Consider the following 15,941-nt stretch of genomic DNA (forward strand, 5'->3'; position numbering starts at 1 on the left):
AAGCTCTTGGCAAGATCGATTGACCTTCAGAGGCCAGTGGTTGTGCGACCCAAGTCAACCATGAGCATTAAAAAGCCAATCGAAAGATGTTGGTTGTCCATGTCAGAGCATCAGGCAAGATATGGTCCTTACGGGCATCCCGCAAGGGGATGCGGCACCAATGCCACTCCCGCCTCATCTTTCCGACCGAGTCGTTGCCCTTCAGCCCTCACTCACACTGGCAATCAGTGCTCGAGCAAAGGCCCTTCAGCAAGAAGGCCGCGACATCTGCAGCCTGAGTGCTGGTGAGCCAGATTTCAATACCCCTGAATTCATCATTGATGCCACGGTGAAGGCACTCCGTGATGGCATCACCCGTTATGGCCCTGCCGCCGGAGATCCCGAACTCCGTGAGGCAATAGCAACCAAGCTCAGCAAAGAAAACACTGTGCCAACCAATGCAGAGCAAGTGTTGGTGACAAATGGAGGCAAGCAAGCAATCTTTAACTTGTTTCAGGTGATCCTCAATCCGGGCGATGAGGTTTTAATCCCTGCTCCTTATTGGCTGAGTTATCCAGAAATGGCCCGCTTAGCTGGTGCAAAGGTGACAACACTTCCCTCCACTCCAGAAAACGGTTTCTGCCTAGATCTCAACAACCTAGAAGCCTCCATCGGCCCTAAAACCCGTCTTTTATTACTTAATTCCCCTGGCAACCCAACCGGCCGTGTGATGGCACGCAAGGAGCTGGAAACATTGGCTGATCTGCTGAGAGATCATCCCCAGATCCTGGTCATGAGTGATGAGATCTACGAGTTCATTCTTGAAGAAGGGCAACAGCATTACAGCTTCTCGGCCATAGCACCAGATCTTTCAAACAGAACCTTCATCGTTAACGGCTTTGCCAAGGGCTGGGCAATGACCGGTTGGCGTTTGGGTTATCTAGCCGGCCCCGCTGATGCTGTAAAAGCTGCTACTGCCCTCCAAAGCCAGAGCACTAGCAATGTCTGCAGTTTCGCTCAGCGTGGAGCCTTGGCCGCGCTGCAAGGCTCAAGGGAGTGTGTGAAAAAGATGGTCAAGAGCTACAACACCCGCCGCGAACTCCTCACCTCTGGCTTGCTTAGCCTTGAGGGAATGAGCCTGGTTCCTCCAAAAGGTGCCTTTTACGCCTTCCCAAAACTGCCACCTGAAAGCCTCGACTCAGTAAGTTTCTGTGAGCAAGCTCTTGAAAACCATGGGCTTGCGATGGTTCCAGGTGCAGCATTTGGAGACGACAGTTGCGTACGCCTCACCTGTGCGGTTTCACCAGAAACGATTTGCGATGGACTAGAACGTCTCCGCAAAGCTCTCAAACAGAGCTGAACAACAAACGCAACAAAGACAACATGCCTTCAAGACCAGGCGGGGCGTTGGTCCGCACTGCATTGATCTGCTTGATTGGGTTGCTGAGCTGCACCAATCAAACTGAGAAGACACTTCGTATTGGGGCAATTCCCGATCAGAATCCTGAGCGTTTGAACCGTTTATACGGCCTACTCTCGTCTGAACTGAGCAAAGAATTAAATGTTCCCGTTCGCTACAAAGCAGTCACGAACTATCCAGCCGCAGTCAGTGCATTCCGCACCGACAGCCTTGATCTTGTTTGGTTTGGAGGCCTAACAGGTGTACAAGCTAGGTTGCAAAAGCCAGGAGCAGAAGTTATCGCGCAAAGAGATATTGATGCCAAATTCACAAGTGTATTCATAGCCAATACAAAGAGCGGAATTAAGCCATTAAAAAGCCAATCTGGGCTTCAGCAACTTAATGGGAAGCGGTTCACTTTTGGCTCCGAAAGTTCAACCTCTGGAAGATTAATGCCTCAGCACTTCCTTCAGCAAGCAGGTGTGCAAATGAATGATTTTTCTGGAGGCAAACCAGGTTTCAGTGGTAGTCATGATGCAACAATTGCTTTGGTGCAAAGTGGTTCTTTTGATGCTGGCGCCCTGAACGAAAGTGTATGGGAGTCGGCTCAGAAAAATGGCCGCATCGATCCAGCCAAAGTGAAAGTGATTTGGAGAACGCCCCCATATGCAGACTATCACTGGCTAGCACAACCCAATCTCGATAAAAAGTTTGGCGATGGTTTCACTGAAAAACTAAAGTCTACTCTAACTGGGTTAAAGAAAAGTTCAAAATCACAAGAAAAAATACTTGAACTTTTAGGGGCAAGTAGCTTTGTAGATGCAGACCAAAATCAATACATAACAATCGAGAAAATAGGCAGGCAACTAGGAAAGATTCAGTGAGAAGATTACTCGAAATAAGGGGCGTATTTGTACACAGTAGTAGAGGGAATCGGCTTAATGATATCAACCTTAGCATTTCTTCTGGAGAGCGTGTTGCACTTGTAGGCAGCAACGGATCAGGAAAAAGTAGCTTATTAGCGGTTGCCAACGGAACTCTTATTCCTGATTCGGGGAAGGTGATTTGGCAAGATTATTCAACCTCAAACTTAGAGCAACGTCAACGAAAAAAAATAGGAACCCTGTGGCAAGATCTTCGCCTTGTAGAAGAGCTCAACGTTGCACAAAACATCAACTGTGGTGCGTTAGCTAACAGAAATTTACTATGGGCTCTAGCTAATTTACTCAAGCCAATCGAATTAAATGCCTGCAGTGAATGTCTTAAAAAAGTAGGTCTTTCATCGAGCATCCTTTCTGCAATGGTAAGCGAACTCTCGGGGGGACAGCGACAGCGAGTGGCAATAGCACGCCTCTTACGTCAAAAACCAGAGCTCATTCTCGCTGATGAACCTTTATTCAGTCTCGATCCAATCCTTGCAGAGGAAATCCTCCATCTTTTCTTGGACAACACGATGACTAGTGATATGGGCGAAGAAAGAACCCTTTTGATGAGCCTGCATCAACCATCATTTTTTCGGCACTTTGACAGGGTAATCGCACTTAAGTCTGGGAGAGTTGTCTTTGATCAACCTGCTGAATGTCTTGATGAAGAAGCTTTAGCCTTGATCTACGGATCTGCATGAGTCGCCTCAGTCCAACTCCTCCAATCCTGAGCCTTTTGCCAGCACTGGCTTTATTGCCTGTACTTATTTCTATACTCATAAGTTTCCACAATGGTGGAGTCACTCTCCTATGGGAGTTTATTTGCGCTGCCGTTCATCCATCTATTCAAGCAGAGGTCGTTCAAAGTGCATTTAGAGGAATACAGATCACTTTGGCCACAGCTCTTCTTAGCTGGTCAATAAGTTCAATAGTTGGAATTTGTCTTGGCATAGCCAGCGCCAGGGTGGTATGGGAGACCTTTTTAGGGACAAACTGGCCAGCGATTGTGATTCGCAGACTTTTGGCAATCCCGCGCGCAATTCATGAACTCCTCTGGGGTTTGTTGTTACTTCAAATGGTTGGACTTAGCCCTTGGGTAGCAATTGTTGCAATCGTCATTCCTTACTCCTCACTTGTTGCTCGAGTCGTAAGTGATCAACTTGACACCCAGGATCGTCGAGCCCTAAGGGGCTTAAAACAGGCTGGGGCGGGCTCCTCTTCCGCCTTAATTACAGCTCTTGGCCCTGCGATGGGGCCTGTCTTATTGAGTTATGTCGGATATCGACTTGAATGTGCATTAAGAGGTGCAACCGTGTTGGGGGTTTTTGGATTGGGTGGTATTGGCACTGACCTTCAACTGGCACTTCAATCTCTTCAATTCCATGACGTATGGACAGCTTTATGGTTACTAGCAGCAGTAATGGTTAGTCTTGAGCAGATATTAAGTTTGACACGTAGATATTTCAAATTATCGAAGAATGGGATTTGGCAAGTTGCCAGTATATTGATTGTCTTATTGATTCTATGCGCACTAAGTATTCCCTGGCTAAATGCAGTTGATCTTGATCTAGGAGAACCTCTTCACTGGAGCCCCCTTCCATTACCAACTGTTGATGAGCTAATAATTGCTATTCACACTCTCCCATGGATCCAATTAATCAGCAGCACGATGTTGCTAACAGGGTTAGCAGCAGGAATCGCTATCGGAACACCGCCACTAGCAATGATGCTTTGGCCAAGCCGACTGGGAATAGCAATACAAAGAATCATCTGGGGTCTGCTAAGACTGATGCCAACCCCTCTTACTGCTCTATTTTTGCTGCTCTTCAGCAAACCGAGTGTGGCTGTTGCTGCTCTTGCACTTGGAGCCCACAACATTGGAGTGATGGGTCGCCTCTTAAAAGAAGGGCTTGACCAACAAAGCGACAACAACTTGAAAGCCTTAAGCGCGACTGGCGCTGGAGAACGATCGGCTTGGCTCTATGGATGCTTTAGCGGCCAAAGCCGTAGCTATTTAGCCTATGCCGCTTACAGAACGGACGTGATTTTGCGTGAAACCGTGGTAGTTGGCATGGTTGGAGGCACTGGACTGGGTTGGCAGTTAATCGAATCTCTTGGTTCGTTCAACTGGGCACAGGTCAGTGTCCTAATCGCGGTGTTCACAGCTCTGACCTTGATCGGAGAATCGATCACTGATCGCTTGCGATATCACTGGACTGGTTCAACTAAAAAGCTACCTATGGTTGTAGACCTACAAAGCTGATCAGGTTCCACTTCTCGATGTGATGGCCAATACATACAAGAGACTCGTTGTCATAGGTGACAGTGGTGTTTATGGATGGGGAGATCGAGAGGGTGGCGGATGGTGTGAACGTCTGCGATGCCAATGGATGAGCCTCCCTGATGCCCCAGTGGTCTACCAGCTTGGAATTCGTGGTGATGGACTGGAAAGTGTTGCCAAACGCTGGCAAAAGGAATGGCAAAGTCGAGGCGAACTCCGTCGTCAGGTTCCTGATGCAGTTCTTGTGGCGGTGGGCCTCAATGACACAGCACGTATTGGACGCCCCGATGGCCGGCCCCAACTCACGGCAGAGGCCTTTCGCTTTGGCCTGCAGCAAATGCTGACAGAGATGAAACACCTCACCAAGGTGATGGTGATGGGCCTCACTCCTGTCGATGAAGCTGTAATGCCATTTGCGCAATGCCTCTGGTATTCAAACCAATCGGGGTCGGTTTATGAAGCCCAGCTTGAGGAAGCCTGTCTTGAGGTTGATGTGCCATTTCTGCCGTTGCACAACGCCATGCTCAATGAACCTGCCTGGCTCAGCTGGATCGAACCCGATGGTATCCATCTCAACTCAGAGGGACATGACTGGATCCACCAACGGGTGATGGCATGGACATCGATGCTGGAGTGGGCAGAGCTCGAACCACTAACAAACTTCACTCCTACGGTTGGCTGAAATCACCCCTAAGGAATCCGATGTTCATCCTTTAGTTGGTTTACCAGTGCTGCAGAAAAGAAGAAAGTTAAGGATGTCAATAGAAAGTCAAGTCATGGCGCAAACTTCTTGCAAAACCTTGAGAAGAAAGAGAGCAGAGTGCTCTGGGAATCAGCGTTCATTTTCATTGCCCAAATCGATACAAAAACGCAATGAGGCTGTAGTTGAACACCTTGGATTGGCGCACCTTGCAGCAACTCGCCAAGCCACCCGTGGCGGTGAAGAACTGGATGATCTCATTCAAGAAGCAAGGCTGGGGTTAATCATGGCGATGGAGAATTTCGATGCCAATCTTGGATTTAAAGCAAGTAGCTATGCAATGGCCCGTGCCAACGGCCAGATCCTCCATTTCCGCAGAGACAGAAGCCAGATTGTGAGAGTGCCCTGGCGACTGAGAGACCTATATACCCGCGGCATGAGACTCAAGCAGAAGCAGCAGAATGATGGCTTAAAACCTTTCACCGAAGAGCAACTGGCTGCACAATTAAATGTAAGTTCAGACCGCTGGCATCAAGCTGCGGAAGCCATATGGCAGACACACCTTGTATCTCTGGATGCCAAAGAGAGTTCAACAGGTGGCAATCATGTTGAGAAGAGAGTCCCATTATTGGAACGGCTCAAGTCACCAAAGCAGAAAGAACCGGATCTGCAATACCAATGGCTAAAAAAGGCTATTCAGCGTCTAACATCCCACCAGCAACACTTGCTTTACGCCCATTACATCGATGACATCAGCTTGAGACAGTTAGCAAAGCGCGAAAAGATGAAGGAGAACAAGCTGCGAAGAGTTTTGCAAGGTTTAATTAAACAACTTCAACTTTGGTCCACAAAGAAATCTGATTAGCTGGTTAAGCAGCCAAACCAAGCCAAGCGGCGATTGCGATGGCAAAAACAGCAGCAAAGCTTGTCTGTAAACCATTAACAAGTTCATTACTCAGCCAACTAATTTTGTTCTGAGCAATTGCGCCTAAAAGGCTCTCCATAAGAGTGGCCAATAAGCCAATCAAAGCAACCAAGATCGCCTGGAAACCAAAAGGCAACAGAGAGAGGGAGACCATCACGAAGGTCATCAAAAGACTGCCAAGGGCACTTGCGAGAGTGCCCTCGAGACTGATGGCTCCATCCGTACCAGCAGGTACAGAACGCAGCGTGGTGATGAGCACAGTGGTTCGGCCCCAACGTTTGCCTATCTCACTGCCGAAGGTGTCAGCAAGTTTCGCAGCAAAACTTGCTGCGAAACCGATCATCAGCAAAGACTGGGAACCAAGGCCCAGTTTGATCAGGATTGCCACTACAGCACCAGTGGCTGCAGATCCCCAGACATTTTCAGGCCCACGCCTGCCACCACGTCCCTCAGCAAGGCCAGCGAGTTTCTTCTGGGCCATGCCAAGACGGGTGACCATCGATCCCAGTACGAGATAAATCACTACCGCAAGCCACCCACGCCAGCCCAGACACCCCCAGAGGATGGTGCCTAGTGCCCCGGCATGAATCCATCCGGCGGAAGTGAGTAATGGCAGCCTCTGGGCCAGCGCAATCAATAGAGCATTGAGAGCAAAAGCCCAGAGCCATTGAACCAGAGTCGGATTAGAAAAAAGCATCAACATTGATAGCACTGCCTTTGGCCAGATTGGACAAGAGACAGCAAGCGTGGGCTATTGCTTGACGCTGTCTGGCAGACCAGAGCATGAAGCAGAAAAAACAGCCTACGGTTTTGATCTTCTCAATCTCAGCATTGAGAAAATTATCACCTCAAAAGACTGTGCAGAAAATCACTGGAGAAGTCCAAGCCCTCGAGCCAAAGGAAGCCGCTATGAAATGAAGGTTTGCTTGAAAAAGACGCCGATAAGCGCTGACATTCGTGAGTAAAAATGCAGCCGCTTAGATCAAAAACAAGCCTGCAGGAATTCAATCAGATCTTGACTGATCTCTTGACAAGCTGATCCGTCGACTTGAAACCATTGTTTGAGCTGCTGCCACAGCAGCTGTGCAAGTGCGCAGGATTGAATCTCCCAACGCCACAGGCACCCAACCGGCGGCCTCAGCGGCACACTCTTCAAGTGGGCTCCAACCACCCTCAGGACCAATCGCAACTGTGACTTGGTTGATTTCTGGGGTCAGTCCTTCCATCAAAAGTTGTAGATCAATCAGTCCCTGCCGACGAGTGGTGGCCAAAGCAAAAACTGCATGATCTGGTGGACTTTTCCACAAGGCTGAAGCTTCTGCTATCGGCAAAAGTTCTGGCTGCCAAAGCTGCTCAGATTGCTCAACTGCTTCCCTAAGGATCACCCTCCATCGCAATGGTCGCTCCTCCGCCTGAGGAGTACACCTATCAGAACGTAGAGGCTGAATCAGGTTGACGCCTAGTTCACAACTCATCCTCAAAACCTCCTCAAAGCCACGCTTTGGGAGAACAACAGCCAAACCGAGTTGTTGACGATGGCGAGGTTGTTGTAGAGAAGGAGACGAAGGTGACGTGTCAAGTTTTAAAAAATCACCTGCTTGTAGATGGGCCTCCCAGAAATGGCCAACACCATCAACAAGCGCAACCGCTTGCCCATTGCGAAGGCGAAGCACTCTGCGCAGGTAATGGACTTCGTCTTGCTTGAGAGATAACAAATGGTCAGAAGCAGTGATTGCATCAAACCGCTGCGATTCAACCAAAAGGCGCCTGAGCTCAGCCAAGAGACTGCCTAGGCCTCCACAGGGAAGATGCTGTCGGGATGGGGCTCAACAGGCCAGTCATCATTGACACCACCAATCAACACTTCATCCAACTGCACCACATCGGAGTCAATTTGTTGGAGAGCGTTGATCAAGACATCAAGTGCTACAGCATCACTTGTACCAAGATCAACCCAACAACGTGCCCAGCAGCCTTGATATTCCAACTGGCCCATGTTGTGCATCAGCGCAGGGATCACGGATCTGGCGTCTTCATTGTCGTAAGTGATCCAGCTGAGATCAGCACCTTCCTCATGGACTTGTAGGTTCTCAGCATTAAATCCACCCAAACGGCCAATCACGTACCAACTATCAAAGATGCCATCGACGTAATTTTGCTCACCCTGGCTTGGTACATCGGCAAAGTGAAGCCATAGCCAACAGTTGAATGGATCAACCTCGCGGAAACGAACGTCCATGAAAGCTCGACGATGGCTGCATCATCGCGGCATTCGACAGATCCGTCTGCATAAGCAAGCATTCATCAATCAAATTGGAGGATCATTAGCTGCTGTGAGCAGAGAAGTGAGGTGCTCATGCTGGAGCTGAAAGACATTCAATACCGTCCCTCAACATCTGAAGAACCTGTGTTGCAGGGAGTTGATCTCCTTGCTCATGCGAGCCAACCCGTTGTAATAGCTGGCGCTAGTGGAAGTGGCAAAACCAGTCTGCTAGAGGTGATCAGTGGACTTGCAAGTGCTCAACAAGGCGCCATTTACTGGGAACACAAACCCTTAAATCAGCGTCAACGACGCTGGATGTGTGGGGTCGTCTTTCAATTCCCAGAGCGGCACTTTCTTGGTTTAACTGTTGCCCAGGAGCTGCGCTTAGGGCATCGGCGACTCACCAGTGTGGAACAAACACAAGCGCTACAAAAGGTGGGACTGGCTCAAATCGACATGAAGCAAGCACCGGAACGTCTCAGTGGAGGTCAACAACGACGGCTTGCCCTTGCTGTTCAGTTGCTGCGCAAGCCAACCATTTTGCTGCTTGATGAACCCACCGCCGGGCTTGATTGGTCAGTACGTGATGAGGTATTAGAACTGCTTTCCAAGCTTGCACGAGAACAGTTGTTAATCGTGGCCACTCATGAGCCAGAACTCTTTGTGGGCTTGTCAAGTGCAGCGTATCGGCTCGATTCAGGTCGGCTTCATAAGCTGCCTCAATAACTCTCAATCAACTTAGATAACTAGCTGCCTTCGCAATCGAAAGTCACAGAAAAGCAATTCACAATGGCCAACCATTGATAAGTAACGCTTCAAAAGTGAATGGGGTCAGCGATCTATAAATATGTCTTGATCTTTAAATCAATAGGTAGTTGTTGAAGTTAAAAAAATTACTTCCAAGACGGCTTGAGGGCCGACAAGTATTGCAACACTAAGTCTTTTTGCTGAAGAACTCAAAAGCATTCTTCAGGAAGCTCGCAATATAGAATCAAACAACAATTCAAAAGGAATATTTAATTGCTGGCAAAAGTAAATCAAGAGCTTTTTATCAGTTAATTATATCGAGAAAGCAAGCCATTGTTCGCATGGGTCTTATCTACTCAATCCAAAAGGAGTGCACCAGCCCAAAGCAACAACACTGTTGGCACCGCTTCAAGCTGGTCTCCTGTAATCGGCAGGGTAACGCTTGGTATAGCTGTCATGGCTTGCAGGAGGAGTCCCCCAAGAATCAAGCCGCTAGCAAGCAAGAGAACACTCCAGCCCAATGATGCAAGTGGGCGACGACCTCGTCTGATCTGACTGAGAAACAGAGCAATTGTTGATACAGCAAGGATAAGCTCCGTACTTCCAACAGGAGCAACAATCACAAGCAATAAGGCAAGTCCTCCCAAGACCAATCGAACCGTGAGGCCCTGTCCTTCAGGTAGAGAGAGATTCGGCCAGAATTCTCCTGATTTGGTGTTAGCAGTTGATGAATTGATATTGCGTAAACGTGTAAGCAGAGCATTGCTTCCACCACTACGAGCAGCTGTCTCGACCTGCAGCTCCTCTCGCTGAGAGGCATTAACTGCAGCATTGCTCACTTTGCCAAGCTGACGTTCCTTGAGACTGGACATGAGCAGAGCGTCATAAGACGCTTCAACCCTTGCCCTGGCTTGAAGGTCATCGCCTACCTCTAAAAGCCGCTTTTCCTTTGCTTGTTGCACAGATTCGAAGCTGGCTCCTGGTTCAAGACCAAGGATGGAGTAGGGATCCTGCGACCCTGGATTCGAACTGGAGCCGATGCCCGAGGCCATGGATCTACGAGAACTACTCTGAGCGTATCGAGACCAGCTCAAAAGAGTGGTGAACCATAGCGATAGCCATGGCTGTTCTGGAGCTGTTTGCAACAAACCAAAGCCTCTTGCTGTCCCATCCACTGCCTACTCTTGAGCAACGGCATCTGTGGTGGAAGGTGGAAGCCAACAAGCATTTCAACCCTTTCAGGTTGATCATTGCTGCTTGCAGCACGAAAGCAAACGTACTCAGTGCCACCATCAACACAGGGGCGTATCAGCCATTGGTTGTCCACTACCACTGAAAACATTCTTTAACGATTCTGGCTAACTAGACCAGTGAATCGCGAGTTCTTTTTGTCAGGAAAGCAGATTTAAGCCCAACGATCAAAGGCTGATCGGCTCTACACCACTAACCACAGGCGCAACAGCACTAAGTTCCAACGCAGGGTGATCATCAAGAAGCTGGTTAAGGTTCCACTCGTTCTTGAACAAGAGAACAGGACGCTGCCAGGCATCCTGAACGGTCTTGCAATTAAAGATCCGTCCCATCTCATCTAGAGCAGGCCAACCATCACTGACCCACCGTGCCACCTGGAAGCCCATAGGCTCAAGACGGGTCTGAACGCCATATTCGTTTTCTAAACGATGCTGAACAACATCAAGCTGCAACTGACCTACTGCAGCAAGAATCGGATCCCGCTTGCTCTGATCAGTATCGTAGAGAATTTGTACAGCACCTTCCTCTCTTAACTCATTAACTCCTTTACGAAAATTTTTAAATGCTGAAGGATTCGGGTTACGTAACCAGCTAAATATCTCAGGACTAAAGCATGGTATACCCTCGTATTCAACTCTAGATCCTGTATACAGAGTATCACCAATCGCAAACATACCAGGATTATTTAGACCAATAACATCACCTGGATAGGCATCATCAACGACCGAACGTTCTTGGCCAAATAACTTCTGTGGGCGAGATAGACGTATGGATTTACCGGTTCGTGCTAGGCGCACCGTCATATCCTTTTCAAAACGTCCGCTGCAGACCCTTACAAAGGCGACACGATCACGATGGCGAGGATCCATATTGGCCTGTAATTTGAAAACAAAGCCACTAAAGGATGGTCGCAGAGGATCAACAGGGCCCTCACTTGTAGAACGAGCTACCGGACGCTGCGCCATCTCAAGAAAGGCATCAAGGAAAGGCCTTACCCCAAAATTGGTCATTGCTGAACCAAAAAACACAGGTGTCAACTCGCCTGCATGGACTAATTCCAGATCAAGCTCTGCACCTGCTGCTTCCAAGAGCTCTAACTCTTCCAAAGCTTGGTCCAAAAGCTCCTGCTCGACAAGGCTTGGCAATTCCGGATCGTCAAGATGAAGGTGGCGTTCACTGGCTTGCCGGCCCCTTTCCGCTCTTGTAAAAAGAACAACATTTCTAGTTCGACGATCAATAACACCACGAAACAACTCCCCACTACCAATAGGCCAATTCACGGCCCAAGGTATTAGCTCCAACTCTGCTTCAATCTCATCCAACAGCAACAGAGGATCCCGCCCTGCACGATCCATCTTGTTTATGAAAGTAAAGATTGGAATGTTTCTCATGCGACATACCTCAAACAATTTTCTGGTCTGAGGTTCTAAACCCTTAGCTGCATCCTCCAACATCACTGCATTATCTGCAGCCGCCAGGGTGCGATAAGTGTCTTCGGAAAAATCCTGGTGTCCGGGGGTATCAAGAAGGTTAATTGTGTTATCTGCATAATCAAACTGCAGAACGGTGGAGGTGATCGATATACCCCGCTGCTTCTCCAACTCCATCCAATCGGAGGTCACCTTGCGCTGCTCACCACGGGCTTTAACAGCCCCTGCTTGCTGGATCGCACCTCCGTAAAGCAACAATTTTTCTGTAAGGGTGGTCTTCCCCGCATCTGGATGGGAAATGATCGCGAAATTGCGGCGACGGCTAATGGCCTCAGCCAACGAGGCCTCAAGGACTTGATCTATATCGATTGAAGAAGCCGAATCAATCGGCGGGCTCGTGGAATCGGGAAGAGAGGTCAAGCTGTGACGAAGATCTGGCGGGTGCAAGTGCATATTAAAGGTGCGATAAATGATCAAGCCTTTGACTGGGTCTAAGATTCATAAGACAAGGAATTCACTTCGCGGCAGGTGTAAAGGTGATATTTCAGCCTCTGTCAATGATTGATTGTGATCAGTGTTGCAATCTCAACTCATCTCAGTGAGAAATACTGCTTTGGCAAAGTGCTTAAGCGTACTCAATCATTTTGATCCATCGAAGCAACCAAGATCATCAATTTCTAGTACTGAGCCCTACCTGAGGGCCAGGCAACAACACCAACGTTGATCTCAATACTTTCTTCAGCGACAACTCAATTCAATGGGAAAAGCCTTGCGCTCTCACTTGTGAAAACAGGCGAGAAGACCTCATAAATGAAACTGACCCTATGCAGTTAGATCGTGCCAAATACGTCGAGATACCTGTCCTCAACTTCGATCACATGCAAATGATCTAGACCTGCATGAACAAGCTGTGACTGCACCTCTTCCAAGGTGAAGGCTGCGTGCAGAGACGCCAAATAATCACGAATCAAAATAGAAGGTGCTTCCTGCATGTGTTTTTGTTGAAGCGCAATAGCATGTTTCGTCGATAAGGGTCGACGCAAATCGCGATGAAAAACAAACGCACCTGGGGCTGCTAAATACTTAGTGACCTGCCATAAAAGATTGGGGTCATGAAGGTGGTGAAGCAAGCTATTACTAACAACGAGAGCAGCCGAACATTTCAAATCGACGCATTGGTTCACGAGTGATGAAAGATTGGAACAGCGATAGGTCAGTCGCTTAAGTTCAGCGGCCATCGCTTTTTGCCGTTGCAAAGCGTGATCAAGCATCGCTTGAGCACCATCGATGCCAAGCACCATCACTTCAGGCCAGAGCCGCTGGAGACGCTCGCAAATATTTCCAGGTCCACAACCAAGATCAACGATCATGCTGCCTGGAGAAGGAATCTTGCACAAGCTGATCAGATACTCCTGCAAGCGTTGGATTAATGCCTCATCACCACAGGAGAAATCTGCTTCGGCATAGGCCCTGGCCTGAAGCGGATCATCCATTAACTCCGGCTCAGGCAAACGCTTCACAAGATCTCAATCAGATTTCTCACTAGTCTCAACCAGGCACTGTCGATGGTGTTACTAAAGCTTGCAGACACCATGAGTGGCGGTAGCGTTCCCATACTTATCGGCATAAGCCAACCTATGACCCTGACTTCGAGCAGACCTGAGATAGCAATGACAGCCTTAGAAGCCAGCGGACAGCGTGGTGATTTCCCTGCCACGGCTCCAGCGGCTAACCCGGTTTTTTATCGCACTTACAGCCGCCGCACCTCGTCGGGACGAGAAAGCTGGAACGAAGTCAGCACACGCAACCTCCAAGGACTGCAGCAACTCGGCAAACTCAGAGCTGAGGAGGTAGCGCTGATGTCGCGCATGCAAGCCGAGAAAAAGGCTCTCCCCTCTGGTCGTTGGCTATGGATCGGTGGAACTGATTGGATCGAAAGAGCAGAGAATTTCTCAGGTGCCTATAACTGCACATCCACCAACCTGGTGGACTGGGAAGCCTTTGGTCTAATGATGGACCTTGCGATGATGGGCTGCGGAACTGGTGCTGTCATTGAACCTCACTTGATTGATCAGCTTCCGGTGGTTCGCAACCCCATCAAAATCGTTGGCGTCACAGATATTGGCCTAACAGCAGCACATCAAAGACAAGAGCAGACAACGCACAGCATTGAAAACGACAACGTCTTGATCAAGGTTGGAGACACACGTCGTGGCTGGGTTGACAGCTATCAGTTATTACTCGAACTATGCAGCGATGAGCGCTTCGCTGGACGAACCATCAATGTGAGTATTGACCTTTCAGACGTAAGGCCAGTAGGCGAGACCCTCAAGGGCTTTGGTGGCATGGCCAATCCAGTGAAGCTGAAGGATCTTTATACCCGTGTCGCTCGACTGCTTGGTAAAGCAGTCGGCCGTCGCCTCACTTCAGTGGAGTGTTGCCTCTTAATCGACGAAGCCGCAGTAACAATCGTGGCAGGCAACATTCGCCGCAGTGCTGGCATGCGTCAGTTCTCGGCGGAAGATCTTGCGGCTGCAGAAGCCAAAGAAAATCTCTGGCAACAAGATGCCGAAGGTAATTGGCGCATCGATCCCGAAAAAGATGCGCTACGCATGGCCAATCACACCAGGGTTTACCACAACAGACCGAGCCGATCGATTGTGGTTGAAGCCGTAAGAAAACAATTCCATTCTGGAGAGGGTGCCATTCAATTCGCACCAGAGGCCATTGCTCGCTCCAATGCAGACCTGCTCACCACACAAGAATTACGCCAGGAATTCATTGGGATCTACTGCGATCAGGGAAAAGACGAAGCAGGTCGCTGGTTGCAGACCAACCACGGTCCGATCGATGCCAGCGAACTAGAGCATCGACTAGGCCGCTATGGCCTAAACCCATGCGGGGAAATTCTTGGAGCCGACTTTCACTGCAATTTGGCCGAGATCCATCTCAACCAAATCGACCCTTGCGATGAAGACGGTCAAGCCGATGCTTTCAAAGCTGCTGCTCTATCTGTTGCCTGCCTACTAAACCATCGCTTTGAAGTTCCCAGATATCGCCAAAGCCGTGCCTGGGATCCAATTGTGGGCGTGAGTTTTACTGGTTTATTTGACTTCTTCGTCCATGCCTTCGGTACTGCCTGGCTCAGATGGTGGGAAAACGGTCGACCAGACACAGATGAAGGTCGCCAATTCAAGCAAAAGGAAGCATCCTTTTTGATCCGTTGGAAAAAAATAGTCAACGAAACTGTCTGGGACTATTGCGATCGCCACGAGTTGCGTCGCCCTAGCCGTTGCACCACAGTTCAACCAGCCGGAACGAAAAGTCTGCTTACAGGAGCAGCGCCGGGATGGCATCCTCCTAAGGCCCAGCGTTTCATTCGTCGGATTACCTTCCGCAAGAATGATCCAGTGGCGATGGCATGTATGGACTACGGATACACCGTTGTGCCGTCTCAATCTGATAAAGATGAGCAGGGTCGCTTGCTGGATGATCCATTTGATCCACGCTGCAGCGAATGGTTGGTTGAAATCCCCACGGAAGTCAGCTGGGCCAACCTGCCTGGAGCCGATGCTGTCAATATCAATAACTTCTCAGCACTGGCTCAATTTGATTTCTACATGCAAGTGCAAAGCCATTACACGGCCCACAACACTTCAGCGACGATCGAACTGCGTGAGGATGAGATAGAGAGTCTGGGCGAAGCATTGCATCAGGCCATTGACAACAGTGAGGGCTACATCTCTGCTGCGCTGCTTGCTCGCTTCGATGCCCACAATGCCACCTTCCCGCGCTTGCCGTTTGAACCGATCGATGCAAACACATTCGAGCGCCTGCAAGCAGAGGTGGTTAATCGGAGGGTGAGGAGTAACTTCTTCGAAGCTCTTCACTCCTATGACCAAGGTGAACTGATGGAGGCGGGGCCGGCAGGCTGTGACTCAGACAAATGCCTACTTCCACTTGCCAAACCTGGGAGCTGACAAAAACGCTGATGGGATCCGTGCTGGATGGTTCACCAGGACGGATCTCTAGGCAAGAAGCAT

The 15,941-nt window shown here is 49.2% G+C and carries 16 protein-coding genes; 9 read left to right on the forward strand and 7 right to left on the reverse strand.

What is annotated here, in order from left to right; translation table 11 throughout:
- Window positions 1-160: 160 nt before the first annotated feature.
- From AKG35_RS04055 to AKG35_RS04080, 6 genes are all read left to right on the forward strand, one after another.
- Window positions 161-1,339, forward strand: coding sequence for a pyridoxal phosphate-dependent aminotransferase (locus AKG35_RS04055; RefSeq protein WP_011130157.1), 1,179 nt, complete (start codon window positions 161-163; stop codon window positions 1,337-1,339).
- Between the two features lie 23 nt (window positions 1,340-1,362).
- Window positions 1,363-2,262 carry a putative selenate ABC transporter substrate-binding protein gene (locus tag AKG35_RS04060; RefSeq protein WP_011130158.1) on the forward strand — a complete coding sequence of 300 codons (900 nt, stop codon included), beginning with the start codon at window positions 1,363-1,365 and terminating at the stop codon, window positions 2,260-2,262.
- On the forward strand, window positions 2,259-3,002 hold the full coding sequence (locus tag AKG35_RS04065; protein WP_011130159.1) for a phosphonate ABC transporter ATP-binding protein: 744 nt from the start codon (window positions 2,259-2,261) through the stop codon (window positions 3,000-3,002). Before AKG35_RS04060 ends, AKG35_RS04065 begins: the two co-directional genes overlap by 4 nt.
- Window positions 2,999-4,564 (forward strand): phosphonate ABC transporter, encoded by a 1,566-nt coding sequence (locus AKG35_RS04070; RefSeq protein ID WP_011130160.1) that lies wholly within the window; start codon window positions 2,999-3,001, stop codon window positions 4,562-4,564. Before AKG35_RS04065 ends, AKG35_RS04070 begins: the two co-directional genes overlap by 4 nt.
- A 22-nt stretch (window positions 4,565-4,586) precedes the next feature.
- Window positions 4,587-5,264 (forward strand): GDSL-type esterase/lipase family protein, encoded by a 678-nt coding sequence (locus AKG35_RS04075; protein WP_011130161.1) that lies wholly within the window; start codon window positions 4,587-4,589, stop codon window positions 5,262-5,264.
- Window positions 5,265-5,430: 166 nt separating this feature from the next.
- Window positions 5,431-6,147 (forward strand): sigma-70 family RNA polymerase sigma factor, encoded by a 717-nt coding sequence (locus tag AKG35_RS04080; protein WP_236069653.1) that lies wholly within the window; start codon window positions 5,431-5,433, stop codon window positions 6,145-6,147.
- Window positions 6,148-6,151: 4 nt separating this feature from the next.
- Here AKG35_RS04080 and AKG35_RS04085 read toward each other — a convergent pair whose 3' ends face one another.
- Window positions 6,152-6,904: a DUF92 domain-containing protein gene (locus AKG35_RS04085; RefSeq protein WP_041384980.1), complete on the reverse strand. Its 753-nt coding sequence runs from the start codon at window positions 6,902-6,904 to the stop codon at window positions 6,152-6,154.
- A 61-nt stretch (window positions 6,905-6,965) separates the two neighbouring features.
- On the opposite strand from AKG35_RS04085, the gene AKG35_RS04090 reads away from it, so the two are divergent.
- Complete coding sequence (locus tag AKG35_RS04090; protein WP_157859807.1) at window positions 6,966-7,172, forward strand: hypothetical protein; 207 nt, start codon at window positions 6,966-6,968, stop codon at window positions 7,170-7,172.
- Between the two features lie 39 nt (window positions 7,173-7,211).
- Here AKG35_RS04090 and AKG35_RS04095 read toward each other — a convergent pair whose 3' ends face one another.
- Entirely contained in the window at window positions 7,212-7,988 is a 777-nt protein-coding gene (locus AKG35_RS04095; RefSeq protein WP_011130164.1) for a 16S rRNA (uracil(1498)-N(3))-methyltransferase, read from the reverse strand.
- Window positions 7,989-7,996: 8 nt separating this feature from the next.
- On the reverse strand, window positions 7,997-8,446 hold the full coding sequence (locus tag AKG35_RS04100) for a DUF3531 family protein (protein WP_011130165.1): 450 nt from the start codon (window positions 8,444-8,446) through the stop codon (window positions 7,997-7,999).
- A gap of 117 nt (window positions 8,447-8,563) precedes the next feature.
- On the opposite strand from AKG35_RS04100, the gene AKG35_RS04105 reads away from it, so the two are divergent.
- Window positions 8,564-9,196 (forward strand): ABC transporter ATP-binding protein, encoded by a 633-nt coding sequence (locus AKG35_RS04105; protein WP_011130166.1) that lies wholly within the window; start codon window positions 8,564-8,566, stop codon window positions 9,194-9,196.
- A 377-nt stretch (window positions 9,197-9,573) separates the two neighbouring features.
- Here AKG35_RS04105 and AKG35_RS04110 read toward each other — a convergent pair whose 3' ends face one another.
- From AKG35_RS04110 to AKG35_RS04125, 4 genes are all read right to left on the reverse strand, one after another.
- Entirely contained in the window at window positions 9,574-10,269 is a 696-nt protein-coding gene (locus tag AKG35_RS04110) for a CPP1-like family protein (protein WP_011130167.1), read from the reverse strand.
- A 38-nt stretch (window positions 10,270-10,307) separates the two neighbouring features.
- Window positions 10,308-10,559 carry a hypothetical protein gene (locus AKG35_RS04115; protein ID WP_011130168.1) on the reverse strand — a complete coding sequence of 84 codons (252 nt, stop codon included), beginning with the start codon at window positions 10,557-10,559 and terminating at the stop codon, window positions 10,308-10,310.
- 76 nt (window positions 10,560-10,635) lie between these two features.
- Window positions 10,636-12,318 carry a peptide chain release factor 3 gene (locus AKG35_RS04120; protein WP_370520991.1) on the reverse strand — a complete coding sequence of 561 codons (1,683 nt, stop codon included), beginning with the start codon at window positions 12,316-12,318 and terminating at the stop codon, window positions 10,636-10,638.
- Between the two features lie 410 nt (window positions 12,319-12,728).
- Window positions 12,729-13,409, reverse strand: a complete 681-nt coding sequence (locus AKG35_RS04125; protein WP_011130170.1) for a class I SAM-dependent methyltransferase — start codon at window positions 13,407-13,409, stop codon at window positions 12,729-12,731.
- Between the two features lie 126 nt (window positions 13,410-13,535).
- On the opposite strand from AKG35_RS04125, the gene nrdJ reads away from it, so the two are divergent.
- A complete protein-coding gene (gene nrdJ, locus AKG35_RS04130) occupies window positions 13,536-15,878 on the forward strand; it encodes a ribonucleoside-triphosphate reductase, adenosylcobalamin-dependent (protein WP_197524598.1) in 2,343 nt (780 codons plus the stop codon).
- Window positions 15,879-15,941: the final 63 nt, after the last annotated feature.

The sequence above is a fragment of the Prochlorococcus marinus str. MIT 9313 genome (assembly GCF_000011485.1).
GTDB lineage: Bacteria > Cyanobacteriota > Cyanobacteriia > PCC-6307 > Cyanobiaceae > Prochlorococcus > Prochlorococcus marinus_D.